The following is a 21640-nucleotide window of genomic DNA, read 5'->3' as shown; positions in this document are numbered from 1 at the left end:
AACCGGTGCAAGAACATAGGGTAAAGAAATCCTCGGCTGGCCCGAAGGGGCTACCCGTGCCGCTTCACGATCACCGAACCCACCGAATACCCGGCACCGAACGAACAGATCAGCCCGACATCACCGTCCGTTAGATCATCCGAATATTTGGAGAACGCGATGATAGACCCGGCCGAGGACGTGTTGGCATAGTCCTGCAGGATGTTGGGTTGTTCGCCCGCTTCGGGCTCACGGCCCAGCACCTTTTTGCCGATGAAATCGTTCATCGTCTTGTTGGCCTGATGCAGCCATAGGCGTTTCAGGTCGCCGCTGCTCACGCCTTCGGACTCCATGTGATCCGAGATGTGTTTACTGACCATCGGCAGCACTTCCTTGAACACCTTGCGGCCGTTCTGCATGAACTGCATGTCGCGCCGATCAACCACCCCGGCGGGGCGCGAGCGGCGCAGGAAGCCGTTGTTGTTGCGGATGTTGTTCGAGAACGAGGTGGCGCAGCGGGTCGAGAGGATTTCGAAATGCGGGCCTTGCGCGTCTTCGATCCGTTCGATCAGCGTGGCCGTGGCCACATCGCCAAAGATGAAGTGGCAATCGCGGTCGCGCCATTCCAGATGGCCCGAACAAATCTCGGGGTTCACCACCAACGCCGACCGTACCGAGCCCGAGCGGATCATGTCCGCCGCCGCCTGGATGCCGAACGTGGCCGATGAACAGGCGACATTCATGTCAAAGCCGAACCCCTTGATCCCCAGCGCCTGCTGGATCTCGATCGCAATCGCTGGATAGGCGCGTTCGTGGTTCGACGCGGCGCAGATCACCAGATCGACGTCTTCGGCGCTGCGACCGGCCTGAGCCAGCGCTTTGTTGCAGGCGTCCACCGCCATCTCGGTCATGATGCCCGGCTCATCATCGCTGCGCTGGCGCAGCAGGGGGTGCATCACGTCCGGGTCCAAAACGCCCGATTTGTCCATGACATAGCGGTTCTCGATACCCGACGCCTTGAGGATGAACTCTTCTGACGAATGCTGCATCGGCTCCATCTCGCCCGCTGCTATCGCGTCGGCATTCGCGACGTTCTGCTTGTCGGCATAGGCGTTGAAGGCGGCGACAAGCTCGGCATTGGTGATGACGCTTTCGGGCGTGAAAACACCGGTGCCGGTGATTGCAGGGGTATACATGGCGGGTCCTGGACGTTTCGAGTTCGCCTAAAATGCAGTCACAGCCGGGTTTGATCAAGGTATGGTGACCTAACGGAATGCGCCGGGTTCAAGCTAATTCCGTTTCATATCTTGAATAGTTCAAAATTCGAAGTATATGACCAGCCTGACTCATCCGGAGAGTACGTATGTCAGACGATATCAGCACCAGGCTTGGCCGCCTCAGCCCTGAAATTCAGGCCATCATGGGGGTGTATGCACTGTACTGGAAACTGGAAGAGGCGTTTGACTGCGTCGAAACGGATCTCAGCCATGCCGAATGCCACATGGTGATTAAACTGGATCAGCCCAAGCGCATGGGCGTTCTGGCCGCGGATATGCTGACCGTTCCTTCGACCATTACGGCGACGGCGGACGGGTTGGAAAAGGCGGGGCTGCTGACCCGCGAACGCGACCCGGAAGACCGCCGGGCCTGGCTGCTGGTTCTTACGGAGCAAGGCGAAGCGATGCGCAACATGCTGGTGTCCGTGGCCGGAGACCTGTTTCACCGCGCCTCTGGTCTGGATGCGGAAGAAACTGCCCAATTCGCGCGACTGGCGCGCAAAATCCGAGACAACATTTTGAAAACGGGAATTCCCGAGGGACTGACGAAATGAAACTCCTCTCTGTTCTGAGTGCGACCCTGATCGCGCTGGCGACTACGGTTGTCGCACAAGACACGGCCAAACCGGTCAAGCTGATGCAGGTGCGAGAAACCTCGCCTGGGTTTTCACGGCAGTTTTTCGGGCGCGTGGCCGCTCGGCAGACTGTTGACCTAGCCTTTCAGGTCTCTGGCCAAATTGTGAAAATGCCGGTGACCGAGGGCTTTGTGATCCCAGAGGGCGGGTTGATTGCGCAACTGGATCAGGCCCCGTTCCAGCGCCGCTATGACCGAGCTGTGCTGCAAAAGGATCAGGCCGATCGAACCCTGGCCCGTCTTTCGCGCCTGCGCGGAACGACGGCCAGCCAAGTGGCGGTGGATGATGCGGAAACGGCTGCACAACTGGCCGAGATCGCGGTGCGGGATGCGGAATACGATCTGGAACACGCTACGCTATCCGCACCGTTCGATGCGTTGGTGTCCAGCCGGACGGTCGAGGCCTTTACCACGGTGTCGGCTGGTGCGCCCATTGTCCGCATTCACGACATGTCCGAGTTGCGGATCGAGGTCGATGTGCCCGAAATTCTGTTCCAGCGGTCTTCTCAAGAAGATGAACTGGCAATTACGGCGAAGTTTCCTGCCAGTGATGAAGTGTTTCCCCTTGAGATCCGCGAGTTTGATGCCGAAACCTCCAGCGTTGGCCAGACGTTCCGCATCCAGTTCGGACTGACTCCGCCCGAGGGGCTGCAGATTCTTCCAGGCTCGTCCGTGACCGTGAACGTGAAGGTGCAAGATACCCGGACCGGCATCGTTATCCCGGCTTCGGCCATTGTTGCGGATGCCGACGGCGCGCTGGGCGTCATGGTGTTTTCGCCGGTAGGTGCCGATGAAGGCACCATTCGTCACGTTCCTGTCACGATCGAGCCGACCCAGACAGGCGAGGTTCGCGTGCTGACCGGCCTGTCGGATGGCGACGAAATCGTTGTCGCCGGAGGCGGGGCCCTGACCGACGGTCAGGCGGTGCGCCGTTTTATCGGTTTCGCGAATTGAGGGCAGACAGATGAACATCGCACGCGCCTCAATTGATCGGCCGCTCTATACTTGGCTGATAATCCTGCTTGCCCTTTTTGGTGGTATCTGGGGTTTTTTTTCGCTGGGCCGTCTGGAAGATCCGGCCTTCACCATCAAAAACGCGGTCATTGCGACACAGTATCCCGGCGCCACGGCGGAACAAGTGGCGCTGGAGGTTTCCGAGCCTTTGGAATCCGCGATTCAGCAAATGGGTGAAGTCAAGACGATCACGTCGGTCAACCAACCCGGATTTTCGCTTATTGAGGTTGAAATCAAGTCCACCTACGACGGCACTGAACTGCCGCGCATCTGGACCGAACTGCGCGCCAAGATGCGCGATGCCGCGCGAAGCTTGCCGCCGGGCGTTGGTCAGCCCATGGTGAATGACGGCTTTGGGGACGTGTTCGGCCTGTTCTATGCAGTCACCGCTGACGGCTTTTCAGATGCCGAGAAACACGAATTGGCAACCTTTCTGCGGCGCGAGCTGCTGACCGTTTCCGGTGTGGCCGATGTCGAGGTGATGGGCCTGCCGCAAGAGGCGATCTTTGTTGAGCCTGACCTTGCCATTTCCGTGAACCAGAATGTGCCGATCCAGACCGTGAACGAAGCCCTTGCCAACGCGGATTCGGTGAACGCGTCGGGTTCCGTCCGGTCCGAGAACAACCGCACCACCATCCTGACGGCCGAAGGGTCGGATTCTGTTTCGGCCATTGCAGGGTTGTCCGTGGGGTCGCAAGGGCAGGTGATCAACCTGTTCGATATGTCCCACGTATACCGCGGCCGCCAAACTGACCCGGATGTCATGATCCGGTTCAACGGCGCCGAGGCGTTCACGCTGGGCATCGCGGGGCTATCGACCGAGAATATTGTCGAAGTTGGCCAACGCGCCGATGCCAAGTTCGCCGAATTGGACGCCCAGATCCCCTTTGGCGTAGAGATCCTGCCGATCTATCAGCAGCATGTGGTGGTCGAGCAGGCCTCGAATGACTTTCTGGTGAACCTTGCAATGTCTGTCAGTATCGTGGTTGCGGTGCTGGGCATTTTCATGGGGTGGCGCGCGGCGGTGGTCGTGGGGTCGACCCTGTTGCTTACCGTAGTGGGGACGCTGTTGTTCATGTCGCTCTTCTCGATCGAGATGGAGCGGATTTCACTCGGGGCCCTGATCATCGCCATGGGGATGCTGGTGGACAACGCCATCGTCGTCGCCGAGGGGATGCAGATCGCCATGCTGCGCGGCAAGAACTCACGCGATGCGGCGGACGAGGCTGCGTCCAAGACGCAGATCCCGCTGTTGGGGGCGACGGTCATCGGTATCATGGCTTTTGCGGGCATCGGTCTCAGCCCCGATGCGACAGGAGAGTTCCTGTTCTCACTGTTTGCGGTGATCGGTATCTCGCTGATGCTGAGCTGGGTGTTGGCGCTGACCGTGACGCCTTTGTTGGGGCACTATTTCTTCAAACAGGGCAAAGAGGGCGCGGTTGATGCCTATGGCGGCATCATGTTCCGCGTCTACGGAGCGATCCTGCGCTGGTCGCTGCGGATGCGGTGGCTGGTGATTGCCGCCTTGACCGGGGTCACGGTGGTTTGTTTCGCGGGCTTCGGTCTGGTGAAACAGCAGTTCTTCCCGGATTCGAATACGCCGCTGTTCTTTGTGCACTACAACCTTCCCCAAGGCACACCGATTGCCCGCACCGCCGAAGACATGGCCGTGTTCGAAGACTGGCTGGCCGAGCGTGACGATGTTGTGTCTGTTGCCACCTTTGTCGGGCAGGGCGCGACCCGGTTCCTTCTGACCTACTCGGCAGAAAAACCGAACTCAAGTTATGGTCACATGATCATCCGAACCGAAACGCTGGATGACATTCCGGCCCTTCAAGCCGATCTGGAAGCCTTCGGTCAGGCACAATTCCCCGAAGGCCAGTTCCGCACCAAACGCCTGATCTTTGGCCCCGGTGGCGGCGATCCGATTCAAGCGCGGTTCTCGGGCAGTGATCCGGCGGTTCTGCGTGAACTGGCCGACGCCGCGGTACTGAAAATGCGTGAGGCTTCGCCCAACGCGCTTAACGTTTACCACGACTGGCGTGAGCAGGAACTGGCCGTCCAGCCGATTTACGCGACCGAGCGGGCCCAAACCGCTGGAGTTTCACGCGAGGACATTGCCGCAACCCTTCAGTTTTCGACGGACGGGATCACTGCCGGGGGCTTCCGTGAGCGGGATCGCCTGATCCCCATCATCCTGCGTCGCCCTGCGGACGGGGATTACTCGATCGTGGATCAAGTTGTGTACTCGGACGAGTCGCAACGGTTTGTTCCTATCGAGCAAATGGTCGATGGGTTCGAATACAAGCCGCTAAGCACGCTGGTCCATCGCCGCGATCGAGTGCTGACGATTACTGTGGGAGCCGACATCCCGCCGGATATGACGGCGGCACAGGTCCACTCGGAAGTCCGAGCCGCCATCGAAGACATGGAACTGCCGCCGGGTTACCGGATGGAATGGGGTGGTGAGTTCGAAAACGCCGGTGAAGCCAATGAAAGCTTGGGGCGCCAGTTGCCGCTGAGCTTGCTTATCATGGTGCTGATCTCGGTGCTGATCTTCAACGCCATCCGTCAGCCAGTCATCATCTGGCTGCTGGTGCCGATGTCGGTGAACGGGGTCGTGATCGGCCTGTTGGGCACTGGTCTGCCGTTTACCTTTACCGCGCTGCTGGGCTTGCTCAGCCTGTCGGGGATGCTGATCAAGAACGGCATCGTTCTGGTCGAGGAGATCGACCTGGTCCGTGCCACTGGCAAACCTCTGCGTGAGGCGATTGTCGAGGCTTCGGTCTCGCGTCTGCGCCCTGTGATGCTGGCGGCGATCACCACCATTCTGGGGATGGCTCCGCTGCTGACGGATGCGTTCTTCCGGTCTATGGCGGTGACGATCATGGGCGGTCTGGCCTTTGCCACGATCCTGACAATGGTTGCGGCTCCGGTCTTTTATCTCGTGTTCTTTGCGCGGGATGAGAAACGCGAAGCCGCCACGACCTGATAAATGCCGGGCGGCTGTCTTAGGCGCCCGGGTCCTTTTCCGGGTCGTAGTGATAGTAAAAACAGGACAGTTTGTTGCCGTCGGGGTCGCGTAAGTAGGCAACATAGAAATCGGACGCGTATCGGTCCCGCGTACCCGGCGCCCCTTCGTCAGCACCGCCATGTTCCAGCCCCGCCGCGTGAAACTGCCTGACCTGCGCGGCGCTGTTGGCGGGGAAGGCCATCATTGTGCCGTTGCCGACGCTGGCGGTCACGCCGTCAAAGGGTGTGCAGACCCAAAAACCGGTTCCGGCTTCGGGTTCGTCTCCCCATCCCGCGCGATCTTTGGTCCATCCTGGAAGGCGGGGCTGATCCAGAACGGAAAAGATTGCGTCGTAAAACCGGATGGCCCGTTTCAGGTCATTGGTGCCGTATGTGGTGTAAAGGCGCATGGCTTCCTGTTGGTTTCAGGACAGCATCATGCAGCCTGCGCACGCGTTGGGACAGTGAAAACAGTGCCGAAGCGTCAGATCAGCGGAACCAGCGGTACGTCACATGCGGCCAGCGTCATCAAAGCGGCGAATACCATAAACCTGCGCATTTCTTTTTCCTTCTGCTCGTTTGCAGAAAAGATGCGCTCCCGAAGACCTGGGGTCAACGGGCGCGTAAAATGTGTTGCATTTAAGCGGTTTCGGGCCGGTCAGCCCTGCAGCGATTTCACCTCGACATCCCCTTCGGCCTGCGCCTTGATCGCCAGCGCGGCTGCATGGCTTGCGGCGGCAGTGGTGAAGTATGGGATCTTGTCATACAGAGCGATCGAGCGGATGGACTTGCTGTCCTCGACCGCCTGAGCGCCTTCGGTGGTGTTCATCAACAGCTGAACCTGACCGTCTTTCAGCATGTCTACCACGTCCGGACGGCCCTCATAGACCTTGTTCACAACGTCACAGTCCACGCCGTGGTTGGACAGCCAGCTTTGCGTGCCACGGGTCGCAATCAGCTTGAACCCTTGCTCGGTCAGGACCTGCGCGGCCTCGAGCATTGCGGCCGTCTTGTCGGCATCCTTGATCGAGATGAAGGCGCGACCCGAGGACGGCAGAACCATACCGGCCCCCATCTGCGCCTTGAGGAAGGCGCGCGGGAAGTCGCGGTCCCAGCCCATGACCTCACCGGTCGAGCGCATTTCCGGGCCCAGAATCGTATCGACACCGGGGAAACGGGCAAAGGGCAGCACGGCCTCTTTCACCGAGAACCAGGGCATGTCCGGGTCGGCCAGCGTCATCTGATCGGCGATCTTGGTGTCCTTGCCTTCTTGATACGGCGGGCGCATCGGGAAGTTCGACAGTTTCTCGCCGGCCATCACACGCGCGGCAATGGAGGCAATCGCGCTGTCGGTGGCCTTGGCCACGAACGGCACGGTGCGCGACGCACGCGGGTTCACTTCGATCAGGTAAATCTCATCATCCTTGATCGCAAACTGCACGTTCATCAGACCCACGACGTTCAGCGCTTTGGCCAGTTTGAATGCCTGATCCTTGATCTGGCCGATGATCTCTTTCGACAGCGAGTAGGGCGGCAGCGAACAGGCCGAGTCGCCCGAGTGGACGCCCGCCTCTTCAATATGCTGCATGATGCCTGCCACGTGCACGTCGGTGCCGTCGCACAGCGCATCCACGTCCAGCTCTACCGCGCCAGCCAGATAGCTGTCCAACAGAACGGGACTGTCGCCGGAAACCACCACGGCCTCGTTGATATAGCGTTTCAGCTGATCCATATCGCGGACGATTTCCATCGCGCGGCCGCCCAGAACATAAGAGGGGCGGATCACCAGCGGGAAGCCGATGTCTTCTGCAATGGCCAGCGCCTGCTCATCGGTCGAGGCGATGCCGTTTTTCGGCTGTTTCAGGCCCAGATCGTTGACCAGCGCCTGGAACCGTTCACGGTCTTCGGCCAGGTCAATCGCGTCCGGCGTGGTGCCGAGGATCGGAATGCCTTCAGCTTCCAACGCGTTGGCCAGTTTCAACGGCGTCTGGCCGCCGAACTGAACGATGACGCCGTGCAGGGTGCCGTTTTCCTGCTCTTTCGTCAGGATTTCCATGACGTGTTCGAAGGTCAGTGGCTCGAAGTACAGCCGGTCCGACGTGTCATAGTCGGTCGAGACCGTCTCGGGATTACAGTTGACCATGATGGTTTCATACCCAGCCTCGGTCAGCGCAAAGCAGGCGTGGCAGCAGCAGTAATCGAACTCGATGCCCTGACCGATCCGGTTCGGACCACCGCCAAGGATGACAACCTTCTTGCGGTCGCTCGGGCGGGCCTCACACTCGACCTCACCCATCATTGGGGCTTCATAGGTCGAGTACATATAGGGCGTCTGCGCTTCGAACTCGGCGGCACAGGTGTCGATGCGTTTGAACACGGCCTTCACACCCAGATTGCGGCGGGCGCGGCGGACGTTGTCTTCTTCACGGCCGGTCAGGTTGCCCAAGCGCGCATCGGTGAAGCCCAGCATTTTCAGTTTGCGGATGCCTTCCTCGGTCACCGGCAGGCCATCCTTGCGCACCTGACGCTCGGCCTCGATGATCTCGCGGATGCGGGCCAGGAACCACGGGTCGAACTTGGTGACGCCGAAGATTTCATCGTCGGACAGACCGTGACGCATGGCCTGCGCGATGGTACGCAGACGGTCGGGCGTCTGCTGGCTGATCGCTTTGATCACTGCGGCCTTGTCGTCGGCTTCGTCCCAGAGGCCCACGTTCAGGCCGGGGATTTCGATTTCGTCAAACCCGGTCAGACCCGATTCCATCGAGGCCAGCGCCTTCTGCATCGATTCGTGGATCGTGCGGCCAATGGACATCGCCTCACCCACCGACTTCATCGCGGTGGTGAGATAGGGTTCCGATCCCGGGAATTTCTCGAACGCGAATTTCGGGATCTTGGTGACGACATAGTCAATGGTCGGCTCGAACGAGGCCGGGGTGACCTTGGTGATATCGTTGTCCAACTCATCCAGCGTATAGCCGACGGCCAGTTTCGCGGCGATCTTGGCAATCGGGAAACCGGTCGCCTTGGACGCCAGCGCTGAGGAACGCGACACGCGGGGGTTCATCTCGATCACAACCATCCGGCCATCATCGGGGTTGATCGCCCATTGCACGTTCGAACCGCCAGTTTCCACGCCGATCTCACGCAGAACAGCGATCGAGCCGTTGCGCATGATCTGGTACTCTTTGTCGGTCAGGGTCAGGGCAGGGGCCACGGTGATCGAGTCACCGGTATGCACGCCCATCGGATCGACGTTCTCAATCGAGCAGACGATGATGGCGTTGTCGGCGGTGTCGCGCACCACCTCCATCTCATATTCTTTCCAGCCCAGCAGGCTTTCGTCGACGAGGATCTGGTTCACCGGCGAGGCATCCATGCCTGAGCGGCAGAAATGGATGTAATCCTCACGGTTATAAGCCACACCGCCGCCGGTGCCGCCCAACGTAAATGCGGGGCGGATGATGGCGGGTAGGCCGATCTCTTCCAACTCGTCCAGCGCCATTTGAACGCCTGCATCCAAGTCTGTGCTGCCGTCCTCGCGCTTGGGGGCGGTCACGATGGTCGCTTTGGGGTTTTCAAGACCCAGACGATCCATCGCCTCGCGGAACAGGGCGCGGTCTTCGGCCATTTCGATGGCGTCGCGCTTGGCGCCGATCATCTCAACGCCGAACTTGTCCAGCACGCCCATCTCTTCCAGCGCCAGCGAGGTGTTCAGGCCGGTCTGCCCGCCCATCGTGGGCAGCAGCGCGTCGGGGCGTTCCTTCTCGATGATCTTGGCGACAACTTCGGGGGTGATCGGCTCGATATAGGTGGCGTCCGCCAACCCGGGATCGGTCATGATCGTGGCCGGGTTTGAGTTCACCAGAATGACCCGGTATCCTTCTTCGCGCAGCGCCTTACAGGCCTGAGCACCGGAATAGTCGAACTCGCAGGCTTGACCGATAACAATGGGGCCCGCCCCGATGATCATGATCGACTTGATGTCGGTTCTTCTCGGCATGGCCACGTTCCTTCGATTGTTCGCGAGTCAGGGCGCCCCCAAGCGCCCAAATTGTCCTGCGTTATAGGGACCGCGCGAAAAGGTTCAAGGGGTATCGGAATTGGGTGTGAAATTGCCGCTTTCCCCTCTTTCCCTTGCCGCCGTATTCTCTATACCGCGCAACACGGCAAATGAGGATGCAATTGCGTATTCGTTTTGATCAGGGGCCAGCCGGGTCCGGAACCAGTTTCGACCGGCCTGCCAATGTGATCCGCGCAGACAAGGCGGAGGACGTGCCCCACGCGCTGGAGGCGCTGGACGAGGCGCGCGCCGAGGGTGCGTGGCTGGCGGGCTATGCCAGCTATGAACTGGGCTATGCGCTGGAGCCCCGTCTGGCCGACCGTTTGCCACAAGACCGCCGCCTGCCTCTGCTGTGCTTTGGCGTCTATGATGCACCTGCGCAACGTGATCTGCCCCGAGCGGTGGGCGGTGTAACCGGTTTTGAGCCGCGCTGGGATGAGGCGCGTTATACTCGTGCATTCCAGCAGGTCCACGATGCCATCGGGGCCGGGGATATCTATCAGGCCAACCTGACATTCCCAATTGACCTGACCGTCGAGGGCGAGAGCGCCGAGTTGTATGCCGCGCTGGCCTCGGGTCAGCCGGTGGGTCATGGCGCGTTGGTCGAGCAGGACGGTCTGCCCGATCTGCTAAGCCGTTCCCCCGAGTTGTTCTTTCGCACCGATGCGGACCGGATGATTGAAACCCGCCCGATGAAAGGCACCCAGCCCCGCAGCGAAGATATGGCCGAAGACGCGCGCCGCCGCGCCTTCCTCTCGACCGACGATAAGAACCGGGCCGAGAACCTGATGATCGTGGACCTTCTGCGTAACGATATCAGCCGCGTCGCGCTGCCCGGTTCGGTCAAGGTGCCTGAGCTGTTCAAGGTCGAGACCTACGCCACCGTGCATCAGATGATCTCGCTGGTGCAGGCACAACTGCATCTGGGGGCGGAACTGTCAGATATCTTAATGGCCCTGTTCCCCTGCGGTTCGATCACTGGCGCGCCGAAGATCCGCGCGATGGAGATTTTGTCCGACCTCGAACCCTGGCCCCGCGATATCTATTGCGGCGCCATCGGTTGGGCCGCGCCGGATGGACGGTCCGAGTTCAATGTGGCGATCCGCACGCTGATGGTTGAGGATGGCAAAGCCACGCTGAACGTGGGCGGCGGTGTGGTTTGGGACAGCACGGCCCCATCGGAATATGAGGAAGCGCTATGGAAAGCCCGCTTTGCGCACCAACTGACCCTGACTTCCGCCTGATTGAAACGCTGGCTTTTCGGCCGGGGCAGGGATTTGTGCGGCGGGACCGGCATCTGGCCCGCATGGCGCGCTCGGCCAAGGCGTTTGGTTTTCCATTCGATGATGCCTTGGCCGCCGAACAACTGGATGCGGTGGCGGGCGTGTCACCGCTGCGCTGTCGGTTGACGCTGGGCGCTGAGGGGCAACTGGACGTGACAACCGGGGCGCTGGCCGATAACCCTCCGGTCTGGCGGGTGGCGATTGCTCAGACCCGCCTGACCGCAGACGACATCTGGTTGCGGCACAAAACGACCCAACGCGCGCTTTATGACACTGCCCGTGCGTCCTTGCCTGATGGGACCGACGAGGTTCTTTTCCTGAATGAACGCAATGAGCTGTGCGAAGGCACCATCACCAACCTGTTTCTGCATATGCCCGATGGCCGCCGCCTGACGCCTGCTTTGACCAGTGGTGTCCTGCCGGGCATCCTGCGCGAAGAACTGCTGGATAATAAACAGGTTGCCGAAGCCACCCTGACCTTGACCGACCTGAAAAACGCATCAAAAATCTATATGGGAAATTCCTTGCGTGGTCTGATCCGGGCGGAGTTGGCAGAACAGTGAGCAAACAAACCGAATGGGCGGACAGCGCAGTCCCACATCTGCGGTTGCGACTGGAATTTGGGCTGTTCTTCATCGCCGTACCGGTGTTGATCGCGGTGTTTTTCCCTCCGAACTGGATGTTCCCGTCGCTGTTTGCCTTCACGGCCATCGGTATTGTGCTTTTGCATTTCACGCCGGGTTTTGCCTGGGCCGAGTTGCGATACAACTGGCGCAACTGGTCGTGGGGCGAAGTCACGTTATTCGCGGTAGCGATGACCTCTTTCTGCGCCGTCCTTGTGATGGCCACCCGGCCCGAGGCCGCGTTCTTTCTGCTGCGTAACCGGCCTGAGTTTCTGCTGGTTATCTGGCTTGGCTATCCGCTGCTGTCGGCCTTGCCGCAAGAACTTCTGTTCCGCTCGCTGTTCTTCCGCCGCTACCACGCGATCCTGCCGAATGGGCGGTCGTCTTATCTGCTGAACGCCGCACTCTTTTCGCTGGCGCATCTGATGTATTGGAGCTGGATTGTTGCCTTCATGACCTTTGCCGGAGGGCTGCTGTTCACCTGGGCCTATCGCAGGCGCGGATCGTTTTTCTATGCCGTCCTGCTGCATGCGATTGCGGGGAACATCATCTTTGCTGCCGGTCTGGGCATCTATTTCTACTCGGGCAACGTACAAAGGCCGTTTTGAGCAGTATACCTGCCTTGACTTTCCAAGCCTGACGGGGTGTATCGGCGCGACGAATTCTGCGCCCGAAGGGATATGATCCATGCACGCCTATCGCAGCCACACCTGCGCCGCTCTGACCGCCGCCAATGTCGGTGAAACCGTCCGCCTGTCCGGTTGGGTGCATCGTGTCCGAGATCACGGCGGCGTGCTGTTCATCGACCTGCGCGACCATTTCGGAGTAACGCAGGTTCTGTGTGACGGCGACAGCGCGGCGTTTGCCGAGCTTGAGAAAGTCCGCTCCGAATGGTGTATCCGCATCGACGGCAACGTCAAAGCGCGCGACCCCGAGCTGGTGAACCCGAAGCTGCCGACCGGCGAGATCGAAGTTTACGTGCGCGAACTGGAAGTTCTGGGCGCTGCCGACGAACTGCCGCTGATGGTGTTCGGCGATCAGGAATACCCCGAAGAAACCCGTCTGCGCTATCGCTATCTGGACCTGCGGCGCGAGGCGATGCAGCAGAACATGACCCTGCGTTCGGACGTTGTGGCCTCGATGCGCAAACGCATGTGGGACCAAGGCTTCCGCGAGTATCAGACGCCGATCATCACCGCGTCTTCGCCCGAAGGTGCGCGCGACTTTCTGGTGCCGTCGCGTCTGCATCCGGGCAAGTTCTACGCGCTGCCCCAGGCACCGCAGCTGTTCAAACAGCTGATCATGGTGTCGGGCTTCGACAAGTATTTCCAGATCGCACCATGCTTCCGCGACGAAGACCCGCGTGCTGACCGCTCGCCCACCGATTTCTACCAGCTTGACCTAGAGATGTCGTTTGTCGAACAGCAGGACGTATTCGACACGATCCAGCCTGTTCTGACCGGCGTGTTCGAAGAGTTCGGCGGTGGTCGCAAGGTCGATCAGGAGTGGCCGCAGATTTCCTACAAGGATGCGGCCCTGTGGTACGGCACCGACAAGCCGGACCTGCGCAATCCTATTAAAATGCAAGTGGTCTCCGACCACTTCCGCGGGTCTGGCTTCGCGATTTTCGCGAAGCTGTTGGAGCAGGAAGGCACCGAGATTCGCGCCATCCCCGCGCCGACGGGCGGCAGCCGCAAATTCTGTGACCGCATGAACGCCTTTGCGCAAAAAGAGGGTCTGCCCGGCATGGGTTACATCTTCTGGCGTGACCAGGGTGAAGGGATGGAGGCCGCAGGTCCGCTGGCCAAGAACATCGGCCCCGAGCGCACCGAAGCGATCCGTCAGCAACTGGGGCTGGGCGTCGGCGATGCCGCGTTCTTCCTGGGTGGCAAGCCGAAAGCCTTTGAGAAAGTCGCGGGCAAGGCGCGCGATGTGATCGGCGACGAGCTGAACCTGACCGAGAAAGATCGCTTTGCCTTTGCCTGGATCGTGGATTTCCCGATCTACGAGCAGGACGAAGAAACCGGCGCGATCGATTTCGAACACAACCCGTTTTCGATGCCGCAAGGTGGTTTGGAAGCTCTGAACGGCAATCCGCTGGACGTGCGTGGCTATCAATATGACCTGGCCTGCAACGGCTATGAGCTGGTGTCGGGTGCGATCCGGAACCACAAGCCCGAGATCATGTTGAAGGCATTTGAGCTGGCAGGCTATGGCGAGGATGAAGTGAAATCCCGCTTTGGCGCCCTGTTCAGCGCTTTCCACTATGGTGCCCCGCCGCACGGTGGCTGTGCTGCCGGGATCGACCGGATCGTGATGTTGCTGGCAGATGAGGCCAACATCCGCGAGGTCATGATGTTCCCGATGAACCAGCGCGCCGAAGACCTGATGATGGACGCGCCATCCGATCCGACCTCGGATCAGTTGATGGAACTGGGATTGCGCATCATCCCGCAGGATTGATCAACGACCCGTCGCAGACCCTGCGGCGGGTTTTTCTTTTGATGGGGGTGCCGCGCCTGAATGCGTTGCTAAGCACAAAGGGCAGGGGCGTGTACCACGCGCCATACGAATATTCCGAGCTGTTGTTCTGGTCTGATAGTAAGCCCAGATGCTCAGGAGCGTGGCGGTCAGGAAGTATGCCGTTGCCATCTCAGATCGCCTCGCGCTGTTCCAGACGCGCCTGAACGATGCCGGCAACTTGCGCAGCCAGAGCCGTGACTGGTGTACCACCCGCACGCGATTCCGCCAGTTTCTGCGCTGCATCCGCCAGAATCGTATCTTCGGCGTCGCGGGCAACACCGCGCAGGAATTGCGCCGCATAATCCAATGTACGGTGATCGTTCGGCCCCGCCAGAACGTCCGCGATATGTGCCATGTCGTCTTGATAGGCCATCGGGTCGGGGCGAATGACCTCATCCCGAACCGCGTGCAGACTGTTGGGGCGGCGATCCTCAGGCAGGTTTTCCAGAATGAACTTCTGAAAGTGGGAAAGTGACTTCAGAGGTTTGTGCAAGAAACCATCGGCCCCGGCCTGCAGCGCAGAGTCCTGCGCGTGATCATCGCCGGACATCCCCAAAATTGCGCCGATGCGCGGGCTGGCCTCGGTCAGTTCGGCGATCAATTCGGAGCCGGAGCCATCCGGCAGGCCGATATCCACCAGAATGACCGAAGGGCGGTATATCTGCAGATGACGCCGCGCCGAGGTCAGGCAATCCGCGCGCCGGATACGGGCGCCACTGTGAAGGCACATCAGCCGGATCGCGTCACAGGCATAGCGGCTGTCTTCGACAACCAGAATGGTTTGACCCAGCAGAGGCCGCGTGGCCGTCGGCTGCGCGGGAGAGGCGAAGGGGCTCGAATCGTCCATGGCAGAACTCCTAATCAGCAGATGCCCCACGCTAGGAAGTTCTGGCTAACACGACGTTAACGGCAATTTGGCGCACTTGTTCTTTGCCCAAACAGCCCCCATAACCGCTGCAACGCAGAAACGGAGGAGAGTTCCATGATTGGTCGTCTGAACCATGTCGCCATTGCTGTGCCTGATCTTGAGGCAGCATCCGAGCAGTATCGCAGCGCGCTGGGTGCCAAGGTTGGGGCACCGCAGGACGAACCCGATCATGGCGTGACCGTGGTGTTCATCGAACTGCCCAACACCAAGATCGAACTGCTCTACCCGCTGGGCGATGACAGCCCGATCAACGGGTTTCTGGAAAAGAACCCGGCCGGTGGCATTCACCATGTCTGCTATGAGGTCGATGACATCATCGCCGCCCGTGACCACCTGAAAGAGACTGGTGCCCGCGTTCTGGGGTCCGGAGAGCCCAAGATCGGCGCGCATGGCAAGCCGGTGCTGTTCCTGCACCCCAAGGATTTCAACGGCTGCCTGGTCGAGCTGGAACAGGTCTGACCCAAGCGAGGTTGTCATGACGATCACCGCCGCATTGGTTCTGTTTGCCGTCATCTGGTTCATGACGCTGTTGATCGTGCTGCCGATCCGCATCAAGACGCAAGGTGATCTGGGGGACATCGTTCCGGGTACCCATGCGGGCGCGCCGGAAGTGCATCACATGAAGAAAAAGCTCTGGATCACCACCGGGATTTCGGTGGTGCTCTGGGCGATCATCGCCGGGATCATCATCTCGGGCGTGATCTCGGTGCGCGATTTCGATTGGCTGAACCAGCTTGAACCGCGCGAGTAAGCGTCAGGGCGTAGGCCCTGACAGCTTGTGAAAGATATGTGTGAAGGTCGCGGCCCCAAGGATCGGGATCACCAGATTCACCAGAGGCACCGACAGCGGGATGGCCATCAGGGTGCCCGCCAGCCAGATTGTGGGTGTGTGTTTTGCGCGTAATTTGCGCGCTCCGTCTCGCCCGATGCGGCGCATGGCCGCCAGCGTGAAATACTCTCGCCCCAGCAGGAACCCGTTCATTGCCCAGAAAATGAACGGGGCCAGCGGCGTGAAGATCGCATAAAGGATCAGTGCCAGCAGGTTGGCGACGACCAACACGCCCATAAAACTCATCGCGTCGCGCATCCCTTCGCTGAACGGGATGCCAGGTACGGCGGGCAGGGTGGGATAGTGCTTGTCCTCGACCGCCTGTGCGACCTCTTCCAAAAACATCGAGATGATGGCAGAGGCGACCGGCATCATCAGGAACACCGGTAGGATCAGCACCAAAAAGATACCGGAATAGTTCAACACGTCGTTCAGCCAAGGCACGGCACCGATCCAGGGCAGTGAAATCTCGTCGCCCGACAGCCAGTTGATCAACCAGATTGCACCGGCGCAGGCGGCGACCAGCAGGGCAATTGTCAGACCTACTCCGCGCAGCAAGACGGCGCGGAACTTTGGGTCTCCGATCTGGCCAAGCGCTGCAAAGAACGCGTTGAGGATCATCATTCAGAAACCCACTCGGTCAGCGCCGCCATATCGGGGCGTGGACGTTCCGGAGGGGCTTTGCCTTCGGTGGCGATGTGGATCAGGCCAGCGACGCGTTCGTTGCCTTGCAACCCAAAAGCCTGCCGACAGAACTCGGCGTCATGGACCTGCCAGCCGGACAGCCAGTTTGCGCCCCAACCGGCCGCAAGGGCTGCATTCAGAAGCGCCAGACACACGGCACCAGCGGAATAAGTCTGTTCGATGGCCGGGACTTTTTCCGACGGCTTCTGAACCTCGATCACCGCCACGGCCAGATGGCCCATGTCGAACTGGCTGCGGGCCTTCACGATGTCCTCGGGGGCTTTACCAAGCCGCGTGCCACAGTCTTGCGTCAGTGCCGACAGGCGGTCCATTGTGCCCTTCTCGAGAACGATAAAACGCCACGGCTCCAGCTTGCCGTGATCCGGGCTCCGGGCCGCGGCGGTCAGCAGGGGCAGCAGCTCTTCTCGTGTCGGGGCCGGAGCGACCAGAGTTTTCGCGGGGCGCGAGCGGCGCGATTGCAGAAATTCCAGGGCGGCCGGGTTCTTCAAGGACATATGTTAACTTCCTTTACATGGGCAGTCTGTATCTGGTTGAGCCTCTGGCGCGTTTCAAGTGCAAGCAGCTGGAGATGTGGGATCAATTTCATTCCCCGAACGCTCGTGCAAGAGTGTTTGCGAGCAAGAGGAAAAAGATGGCGAAACCAAAACTGCGCGATGTGCCGGACTTAAGCGCCCATGCCACACCCGGCACGGCGATTCCGGTCCGGGTGACGCCCAAAGCGGCGAAAGACAGTATTGTGGTGGATAAGGGCGCAATCCGCATAACCGTGACTGCCCCGCCCGAGAACGGCAAAGCAAATGACGCGGTGCGACGAATACTGGCCACGGCCTTGGGCGTGGCCCCGTCCGACTTGACCCTGAAACAGGGGCAGACCGCACGCGACAAGCTGTTTGTCTATGCGCCCTGATCCGGTCTTTCGTGGATCTGATACACGCCCTCGGGCAGGTCCAGCGCAGCAGCCAGATCGCGCACCTGTTCGGGCGACAAGGTTATTTTTTGAATTTGGTCCGTACGGGGGTCCAATTGCTCAAGCGTCACACATTCGGCGAAGCTGTTGATGACGACATCCTCTTGCAAAGGCTTTTCGCCTTCGTCCACCAGAGTAATGACTGTCGAGTCGAATTCATGCTCAATCGAAAACATGTGGCGAGAGTGCAGGGCAAGGAACTGCAATGCAACCCGTTTCCAACCCAGACCGCAATGGTACAACCTGATTGCTGCGGCTATGGTGAGATCAACGCCTGACCGGCTCAGAGGACACTTGATGCGCTCTTTCTTTTTTCTTTTTGTTTCCCTGTTGTTGTCAGCATGTGCGACGGACAGGCTGCGCGTGGCGCCTGCCTCGGAATGGCGTGGGTTCACGTCTGCCGAATCCGCCAGCGCCGCAGTCTTTCGCGAGGTTAACAGCGCGGTGAGCAAAGAGGCCCGAGCAGAGTGTTTGCGACAGGCTCGGGTCGACAATTGCGATTTCACGGTTCTTGTCGATTTGAACCCGCGTGCTCAGGCCAACGCGTTTCAGACGCTGGATGACAATGATCAGCCGGTGATCATCTTTACCCGGTCGATGATCCAATCGGCGCAAAACGCCGATGAGCTGGCTTTTGTGATGGGGCATGAAGCGGCGCATCATGTTTTGGGACATATCGACCGGCAATCCAAAAATGCGCAGGAAAGTGCGGCGATCTTCAACGATCTGGGCAAGCTGCACGGCGAAAACGGGAAAGACCTGGAACGTACTCAGAAACTTGGGGCCGAAGTTGGGGTGCAGGTCAACGTGAAGACATTTGAGCTGGAAGCGGATCAGTTGGGCACCATCATCACTTATAACGCGGGGTACAATCCGCTGATCGGCGCAAAGTATTTCGACCGGCTTCCCGATCCAGCCGATAAGTTTCTGAGCACGCATCCCCCAAACGCAGAGCGGGTTCAGATCGTTTTGGAGACAGCAAGGCAACTGGGGCTATCGCAATGACATCTTTGACACGGCTGGGGGTGATCCTGACAGACCGCGGGTCGAAATATGCCGTTTCGGGTGCGACCGTCAGCACGCGTGCCGATGTCGATGCGGTGCTGCAGGACCTCAAGTCGGACAAGGCTTATGCCAAGGCGACGCACAACACCTGGGCAGCAGTTTTGCCCACGGGAGCGCTCAAGGCGGATGACGGCGAAAGCGGTGCGGGCATGGTGATCCTGCGTATGCTGGAACGCGCCGAGATGCAGAGCCACGTGGTGATTGTCACCCGCTGGTACGGCGGAAAAAAGCTGGGCGGAGATCGTTTCCGCCGGGTGCAGGACGCCACCCGCGCCTATCTGGATCACATCGGAATAGGGCCTTGACCTGAGTCAAAGGCCCATTTGGGATGTTGAGTTATCCTGTTCTGGACGCGACAGAAAGGATCTTCGATGCCCAACCGTGAAGTTCTGAAACTCCATGCCGGTCTGGTGGACCGAATGGCGACCAAGCTTGGGGTTGATTTGCAAGAGGCGGCGATCGGCGGTGACGTTTCGATCGACCAGTTGTCCGACGCCGTGCTGAACTGCACGGACTGCCCGAATCCCGGCCATTGCCTGCGTTTTCTGGACCAGCCCACCCATGTGGCCCGTACGCCGGAATATTGCCGCAATCAGGAACTGCTTGGCAGGCTCGCCCCCTAACGACAGGAGAGTTCGATGCCGCATCTCGGAGAGATCATGACTCATCTGCGTCTTGTCCTGCATATGGGACAGGTGACCGGAACGGACATGGTCGAGGCGCATCAGAAAGGGCACCTGACCCAGCAGGACTGGGCAGAGATGATCCAATACTGCCGGGGCTGCAGCTGGGCCAACCGGTGTCCCGACTGGCTCGATCAACATGAAACCGTGGTCGGTGCTCCGCATACCTGCAGCAACCGGCAACGGTTTGCGGCGCTGAAAACAACGTTAGAGCAGGAAAACGCATGAAACGGGTTGCTCTGGGAGATGTCGAGAAACACTTTTGGCTCACCCGGTCTGTGGCGAGGTGCATGAACATCTCGCTGACCGAAGCAATGGCCGAAGGTCGACTGTCACCGGATCGATATGCTGAATTGGTGACTCGCTGCCGGGCTTCGAATTGCAGTGGCCAATGCGCAATCTGGTTGTCGGAACAACAGTCCGAGGCCCGCGCGGCCCCGGATTTTTGCGCCAATGCCGATCTGTTAAACGGGTTGAAGTCCTAATCAGACCTTGGAGTGAGTCCCGTCACACAGCGGCGGATTCGTGCTGTGTTTGCACCCACAGAAAAATACTTTCTTGCTGCTGTCCGCGGTGTATTTGATCGGCTCAAACTCGGTGCCCTTGTGCGATCCGTCGCAAAACGGTTGTCGTTTGGATTGGCCACATGCACACCAGAAATAGCTTTTCCCTTCGGTCACCTCAACCGGGAAGGGGCCTTTTTGGGCGATGGTGGGGCTGTCTGACATGGGGCTACTCCGTCCTTGGCTGGTGTCACCTCAACACTGTAGAACGATACGTGGAGAACGGTAGTAATTGCTCATAAATCCGCTGTTTCTGAGGGGGTTACAAGCGTGGTTCCGCCTTTGCTCACAAACGCGTGATTGATTTCGTTGCAAAAATACAATCAAGGCCCTATTCTGTGCTCGGCCCCGGATTCTTGGGCAATATCAGGAAATTAATAGAGGAATGACGGACATGAAACTTAAATTTGCTGCCGTTGGTGCATTTGCCCTTGTTTTGGCTGCTTGCTCGCAACAGGAAGAGCCGGCCCCGGTTTACATTACGCCTGAGTACGACAAGTACGGCACGCCGAGCTGCCCGGCGGGTACCGAGTTGGCCACGACCGAAGCTGGTCAGACCGTCTGTAATCCGGTCGCACAATAAGAATTCCGCGGGCGGCTTTTACCTGAGCCGCCCGCACAAATTTCACCGACACGGCCGCCCGCGGGGCGGTTTTTTCTTGTCTGCAGGACACGATTCCGGTTTCAGTTTCAGCCAAAAAGTCGAGGGCAGATGAGAATCTTTTTTACCCGTCTCAAGGACCGCACCCGCTGGAGCTGGCAGGGTGTCGTCGCAACATGGCACGCGGAATACTCGTTCCGGACATGGGTTTGGGCGAACCTGATATCCGCAGCTTTGGCGCTTTGGCTGCCATTGGACGACGGAATTCGTGCGTTGATACTGGTCTTGGGGCTGCTTGTTCTGGTAATTGAATTGCTCAACACCGCGATTGAGCGTGCTGTTGATCACACCTCAACCAACCATAGTGAACTGGCCGGTCAGGCCAAGGATGCTGCCAGCGCGGCCGTCGCGTTGACAGCCGTGGCCACCGGGGTGGCCTGGATTGTCGGGCTTGTCAGCCTGTTCTGAAGAAACGACTGTTTTCCTACCAGCCAAAGCGATAACCCCGCCGCTGAATGCCGTAGTTTTGCGGTATGTGGTAAGGCGAGGCGTGTCTATTGGGGAAGCCGCGCGCCGAACGGTGGTGCCGTTTTTTCGGCTTCACGTAATACACCCTGGGCCTGGTCTTTTGATAGTGGACCTTGGGTTTGGGCTTGTGATGATAAACCTTAGCCTTGGGGTAGTGAGCTTTGGGCGCGCCATAGTACCTGTGCACATGGTGCGTGCTGCGAAGATGAAGGCTCAGCTGTTTGGAGCCGATGACTATGAAACCGCCCGAGCTGATGCTTTCAGCAATTGCGGGAACAGTAGAAAGCTGGGTCGCCAGAATTACCACGATACATTTCAGGCCAAAGGGGCGCAGACAGGACATTGAACCCTCCTTCACACAAG

The 21640-nt window shown here is 59.4% G+C and carries 26 protein-coding genes; 17 read left to right on the top strand and 9 right to left on the bottom strand.

Annotation, left to right across the window (positions count from 1 at the left end; genetic code table 11):
* Window positions 1-50: 50 nt before the first annotated feature.
* Window positions 51-1175, bottom strand: coding sequence for a beta-ketoacyl-ACP synthase III (locus ACR0KW_RS05305; RefSeq protein WP_480804053.1), 1125 nt, complete (start codon window positions 1173-1175; stop codon window positions 51-53).
* Between the two features lie 167 nt (window positions 1176-1342).
* On the opposite strand from ACR0KW_RS05305, the gene ACR0KW_RS05300 reads away from it, so the two are divergent.
* From ACR0KW_RS05300 to ACR0KW_RS05290, 3 genes are read left to right on the top strand one after another with little or no spacing between them, the layout of a single operon-like run.
* Window positions 1343-1810, top strand: coding sequence for a MarR family winged helix-turn-helix transcriptional regulator (locus ACR0KW_RS05300; protein ID WP_480804052.1), 468 nt, complete (start codon window positions 1343-1345; stop codon window positions 1808-1810).
* Entirely contained in the window at window positions 1807-2844 is a 1038-nt protein-coding gene (locus ACR0KW_RS05295; protein ID WP_480804051.1) for an efflux RND transporter periplasmic adaptor subunit, read from the top strand. The genes ACR0KW_RS05300 and ACR0KW_RS05295 overlap by 4 nt, the downstream gene beginning before the upstream one ends.
* 10 nt (window positions 2845-2854) lie before the next feature.
* Window positions 2855-5896 carry an efflux RND transporter permease subunit gene (locus ACR0KW_RS05290; protein WP_480804050.1) on the top strand — a complete coding sequence of 1014 codons (3042 nt, stop codon included), beginning with the start codon at window positions 2855-2857 and terminating at the stop codon, window positions 5894-5896.
* 19 nt (window positions 5897-5915) lie between these two features.
* On the opposite strand, the gene ACR0KW_RS05285 is transcribed toward ACR0KW_RS05290, so the two are convergent.
* Complete coding sequence (locus ACR0KW_RS05285) at window positions 5916-6326, bottom strand: VOC family protein (protein WP_480804049.1); 411 nt, start codon at window positions 6324-6326, stop codon at window positions 5916-5918.
* 248 nt (window positions 6327-6574) lie between these two features.
* Window positions 6575-9919 carry a carbamoyl-phosphate synthase large subunit gene (gene carB, locus ACR0KW_RS05280; RefSeq protein WP_480804048.1) on the bottom strand — a complete coding sequence of 1115 codons (3345 nt, stop codon included), beginning with the start codon at window positions 9917-9919 and terminating at the stop codon, window positions 6575-6577.
* A gap of 176 nt (window positions 9920-10095) precedes the next feature.
* On the opposite strand from carB, the gene ACR0KW_RS05275 reads away from it, so the two are divergent.
* The 4 genes from ACR0KW_RS05275 to aspS all read left to right on the top strand — a co-directional run bounded on the left by ACR0KW_RS05275 (window position 10096) and on the right by aspS (window position 14348).
* On the top strand, window positions 10096-11223 hold the full coding sequence (locus ACR0KW_RS05275; RefSeq protein WP_480804047.1) for an aminodeoxychorismate synthase component I: 1128 nt from the start codon (window positions 10096-10098) through the stop codon (window positions 11221-11223).
* Window positions 11178-11825: an aminotransferase class IV family protein gene (locus ACR0KW_RS05270; protein ID WP_480804046.1), complete on the top strand. Its 648-nt coding sequence runs from the start codon at window positions 11178-11180 to the stop codon at window positions 11823-11825. The genes ACR0KW_RS05275 and ACR0KW_RS05270 overlap by 46 nt, the downstream gene beginning before the upstream one ends.
* Entirely contained in the window at window positions 11822-12493 is a 672-nt protein-coding gene (locus tag ACR0KW_RS05265; RefSeq protein WP_480804045.1) for a CPBP family intramembrane glutamic endopeptidase, read from the top strand. Before ACR0KW_RS05270 ends, ACR0KW_RS05265 begins: the two co-directional genes overlap by 4 nt.
* Before the next feature lie 79 nt (window positions 12494-12572).
* The gene (gene aspS, locus ACR0KW_RS05260; protein WP_480804044.1) at window positions 12573-14348 is read left to right on the top strand and encodes an aspartate--tRNA ligase; all 1776 of its coding nucleotides are present in this window, start codon (window positions 12573-12575) and stop codon (window positions 14346-14348) included.
* Window positions 14349-14538: 190 nt separating this feature from the next.
* On the opposite strand, the gene ACR0KW_RS05255 is transcribed toward aspS, so the two are convergent.
* Window positions 14539-15255: a response regulator gene (locus ACR0KW_RS05255; protein WP_480804043.1), complete on the bottom strand. Its 717-nt coding sequence runs from the start codon at window positions 15253-15255 to the stop codon at window positions 14539-14541.
* Window positions 15256-15390: 135 nt separating this feature from the next.
* Between ACR0KW_RS05255 and mce the strand changes: the two genes are divergently transcribed.
* Window positions 15391-15795, top strand: a complete 405-nt coding sequence (gene mce / locus ACR0KW_RS05250; protein WP_170325901.1) for a methylmalonyl-CoA epimerase — start codon at window positions 15391-15393, stop codon at window positions 15793-15795.
* A gap of 16 nt (window positions 15796-15811) precedes the next feature.
* Window positions 15812-16087: a DUF1467 family protein gene (locus ACR0KW_RS05245; RefSeq protein WP_170400548.1), complete on the top strand. Its 276-nt coding sequence runs from the start codon at window positions 15812-15814 to the stop codon at window positions 16085-16087.
* Window positions 16088-16090: 3 nt separating this feature from the next.
* Here the strand turns inward: ACR0KW_RS05245 and ACR0KW_RS05240 are convergent, their stop codons facing one another.
* A complete protein-coding gene (locus ACR0KW_RS05240) occupies window positions 16091-16786 on the bottom strand; it encodes an EI24 domain-containing protein (protein WP_480804199.1) in 696 nt (231 codons plus the stop codon).
* On the bottom strand, window positions 16786-17364 hold the full coding sequence (locus ACR0KW_RS05235; protein WP_480804042.1) for a nitroreductase family protein: 579 nt from the start codon (window positions 17362-17364) through the stop codon (window positions 16786-16788). Before ACR0KW_RS05235 ends, ACR0KW_RS05240 begins: the two co-directional genes overlap by 1 nt.
* 137 nt (window positions 17365-17501) lie before the next feature.
* Between ACR0KW_RS05235 and ACR0KW_RS05230 the strand changes: the two genes are divergently transcribed.
* Window positions 17502-17777: a DUF167 domain-containing protein gene (locus tag ACR0KW_RS05230; RefSeq protein WP_480804041.1), complete on the top strand. Its 276-nt coding sequence runs from the start codon at window positions 17502-17504 to the stop codon at window positions 17775-17777.
* On the opposite strand, the gene ACR0KW_RS05225 is transcribed toward ACR0KW_RS05230, so the two are convergent.
* A complete protein-coding gene (locus tag ACR0KW_RS05225) occupies window positions 17765-18013 on the bottom strand; it encodes a hypothetical protein (RefSeq protein ID WP_170326025.1) in 249 nt (82 codons plus the stop codon). The two genes, ACR0KW_RS05230 and ACR0KW_RS05225, sit on opposite strands and share 13 nt — an antisense overlap.
* 121 nt (window positions 18014-18134) lie before the next feature.
* Here ACR0KW_RS05225 and ACR0KW_RS05220 point away from each other — a divergent pair, with 121 nt between their 5' ends.
* The 5 genes from ACR0KW_RS05220 to ACR0KW_RS05200 all read left to right on the top strand — a co-directional run bounded on the left by ACR0KW_RS05220 (window position 18135) and on the right by ACR0KW_RS05200 (window position 20070).
* Window positions 18135-18842 carry a M48 family metallopeptidase gene (locus ACR0KW_RS05220; RefSeq protein WP_480804040.1) on the top strand — a complete coding sequence of 236 codons (708 nt, stop codon included), beginning with the start codon at window positions 18135-18137 and terminating at the stop codon, window positions 18840-18842.
* Window positions 18839-19207: a YigZ family protein gene (locus tag ACR0KW_RS05215; protein ID WP_480804039.1), complete on the top strand. Its 369-nt coding sequence runs from the start codon at window positions 18839-18841 to the stop codon at window positions 19205-19207. The genes ACR0KW_RS05220 and ACR0KW_RS05215 overlap by 4 nt, the downstream gene beginning before the upstream one ends.
* 66 nt (window positions 19208-19273) lie before the next feature.
* Window positions 19274-19525: a DUF6455 family protein gene (locus tag ACR0KW_RS05210; RefSeq protein WP_480804038.1), complete on the top strand. Its 252-nt coding sequence runs from the start codon at window positions 19274-19276 to the stop codon at window positions 19523-19525.
* Window positions 19526-19540: 15 nt separating this feature from the next.
* Window positions 19541-19813: a DUF6455 family protein gene (locus tag ACR0KW_RS05205; RefSeq protein ID WP_170325893.1), complete on the top strand. Its 273-nt coding sequence runs from the start codon at window positions 19541-19543 to the stop codon at window positions 19811-19813.
* Window positions 19810-20070: a DUF6455 family protein gene (locus ACR0KW_RS05200; RefSeq protein WP_170325892.1), complete on the top strand. Its 261-nt coding sequence runs from the start codon at window positions 19810-19812 to the stop codon at window positions 20068-20070. The genes ACR0KW_RS05205 and ACR0KW_RS05200 overlap by 4 nt, the downstream gene beginning before the upstream one ends.
* Here ACR0KW_RS05200 and ACR0KW_RS05195 read toward each other — a convergent pair whose 3' ends face one another.
* On the bottom strand, window positions 20071-20313 hold the full coding sequence (locus ACR0KW_RS05195) for a CDGSH iron-sulfur domain-containing protein (RefSeq protein WP_480804037.1): 243 nt from the start codon (window positions 20311-20313) through the stop codon (window positions 20071-20073).
* Window positions 20314-20542: 229 nt separating this feature from the next.
* On the opposite strand from ACR0KW_RS05195, the gene ACR0KW_RS05190 reads away from it, so the two are divergent.
* Both ACR0KW_RS05190 and ACR0KW_RS05185 read left to right on the top strand, forming a co-directional pair.
* Window positions 20543-20731 (top strand): hypothetical protein, encoded by a 189-nt coding sequence (locus tag ACR0KW_RS05190; RefSeq protein ID WP_170325890.1) that lies wholly within the window; start codon window positions 20543-20545, stop codon window positions 20729-20731.
* Between the two features lie 129 nt (window positions 20732-20860).
* Complete coding sequence (locus tag ACR0KW_RS05185) at window positions 20861-21217, top strand: diacylglycerol kinase (RefSeq protein ID WP_480804036.1); 357 nt, start codon at window positions 20861-20863, stop codon at window positions 21215-21217.
* Window positions 21218-21233: 16 nt separating this feature from the next.
* On the opposite strand, the gene ACR0KW_RS05180 is transcribed toward ACR0KW_RS05185, so the two are convergent.
* Entirely contained in the window at window positions 21234-21620 is a 387-nt protein-coding gene (locus tag ACR0KW_RS05180) for a hypothetical protein (RefSeq protein WP_480804035.1), read from the bottom strand.
* Between the last annotated feature and the right edge of the window lie 20 nt (window positions 21621-21640).

The sequence above is a fragment of the Ruegeria sp. CG11 genome (genome assembly GCF_056537245.1).
This window is presented reverse-complemented; position numbering and strand designations above follow the sequence as displayed.

Bases quoted from the DNA above. Each gene is read 5' to 3' on its own strand.
- ACR0KW_RS05305 (WP_480804053.1), bottom strand. From the start codon at position 1,175: ATGTATACCCCTGCAATCACCGGCACCGGTGTTTTCACGCCCGAAAGC.
- ACR0KW_RS05300 (WP_480804052.1), top strand. From the start codon at position 1,343: ATGTCAGACGATATCAGCACCAGGCTTGGCCGCCTCAGCCCTGAAATT.
- ACR0KW_RS05295 (WP_480804051.1), top strand. From the start codon at position 1,807: ATGAAACTCCTCTCTGTTCTGAGTGCGACCCTGATCGCGCTGGCGACT.
- ACR0KW_RS05290 (WP_480804050.1), top strand. From the start codon at position 2,855: ATGAACATCGCACGCGCCTCAATTGATCGGCCGCTCTATACTTGGCTG.
- ACR0KW_RS05285 (WP_480804049.1), bottom strand. From the start codon at position 6,326: ATGCGCCTTTACACCACATACGGCACCAATGACCTGAAACGGGCCATC.
- carB (WP_480804048.1), bottom strand. From the start codon at position 9,919: ATGCCGAGAAGAACCGACATCAAGTCGATCATGATCATCGGGGCGGGC.
- ACR0KW_RS05275 (WP_480804047.1), top strand. From the start codon at position 10,096: ATGCAATTGCGTATTCGTTTTGATCAGGGGCCAGCCGGGTCCGGAACC.
- ACR0KW_RS05270 (WP_480804046.1), top strand. From the start codon at position 11,178: ATGGAAAGCCCGCTTTGCGCACCAACTGACCCTGACTTCCGCCTGATT.
- aspS (WP_480804044.1), top strand. From the start codon at position 12,573: ATGCACGCCTATCGCAGCCACACCTGCGCCGCTCTGACCGCCGCCAAT.
- ACR0KW_RS05255 (WP_480804043.1), bottom strand. From the start codon at position 15,255: ATGGACGATTCGAGCCCCTTCGCCTCTCCCGCGCAGCCGACGGCCACG.
- mce (WP_170325901.1), top strand. From the start codon at position 15,391: ATGATTGGTCGTCTGAACCATGTCGCCATTGCTGTGCCTGATCTTGAG.
- ACR0KW_RS05245 (WP_170400548.1), top strand. From the start codon at position 15,812: ATGACGATCACCGCCGCATTGGTTCTGTTTGCCGTCATCTGGTTCATG.
- ACR0KW_RS05240 (WP_480804199.1), bottom strand. From the start codon at position 16,786: ATGATCCTCAACGCGTTCTTTGCAGCGCTTGGCCAGATCGGAGACCCA.
- ACR0KW_RS05235 (WP_480804042.1), bottom strand. From the start codon at position 17,364: ATGTCCTTGAAGAACCCGGCCGCCCTGGAATTTCTGCAATCGCGCCGC.
- ACR0KW_RS05230 (WP_480804041.1), top strand. From the start codon at position 17,502: ATGGCGAAACCAAAACTGCGCGATGTGCCGGACTTAAGCGCCCATGCC.
- ACR0KW_RS05225 (WP_170326025.1), bottom strand. From the start codon at position 18,013: ATGTTTTCGATTGAGCATGAATTCGACTCGACAGTCATTACTCTGGTG.
- ACR0KW_RS05220 (WP_480804040.1), top strand. From the start codon at position 18,135: ATGCGCTCTTTCTTTTTTCTTTTTGTTTCCCTGTTGTTGTCAGCATGT.
- ACR0KW_RS05215 (WP_480804039.1), top strand. From the start codon at position 18,839: ATGACATCTTTGACACGGCTGGGGGTGATCCTGACAGACCGCGGGTCG.
- ACR0KW_RS05210 (WP_480804038.1), top strand. From the start codon at position 19,274: ATGCCCAACCGTGAAGTTCTGAAACTCCATGCCGGTCTGGTGGACCGA.
- ACR0KW_RS05205 (WP_170325893.1), top strand. From the start codon at position 19,541: ATGCCGCATCTCGGAGAGATCATGACTCATCTGCGTCTTGTCCTGCAT.
- ACR0KW_RS05200 (WP_170325892.1), top strand. From the start codon at position 19,810: ATGAAACGGGTTGCTCTGGGAGATGTCGAGAAACACTTTTGGCTCACC.
- ACR0KW_RS05195 (WP_480804037.1), bottom strand. From the start codon at position 20,313: ATGTCAGACAGCCCCACCATCGCCCAAAAAGGCCCCTTCCCGGTTGAG.
- ACR0KW_RS05190 (WP_170325890.1), top strand. From the start codon at position 20,543: ATGAAACTTAAATTTGCTGCCGTTGGTGCATTTGCCCTTGTTTTGGCT.
- ACR0KW_RS05185 (WP_480804036.1), top strand. From the start codon at position 20,861: ATGAGAATCTTTTTTACCCGTCTCAAGGACCGCACCCGCTGGAGCTGG.
- ACR0KW_RS05180 (WP_480804035.1), bottom strand. From the start codon at position 21,620: ATGTCCTGTCTGCGCCCCTTTGGCCTGAAATGTATCGTGGTAATTCTG.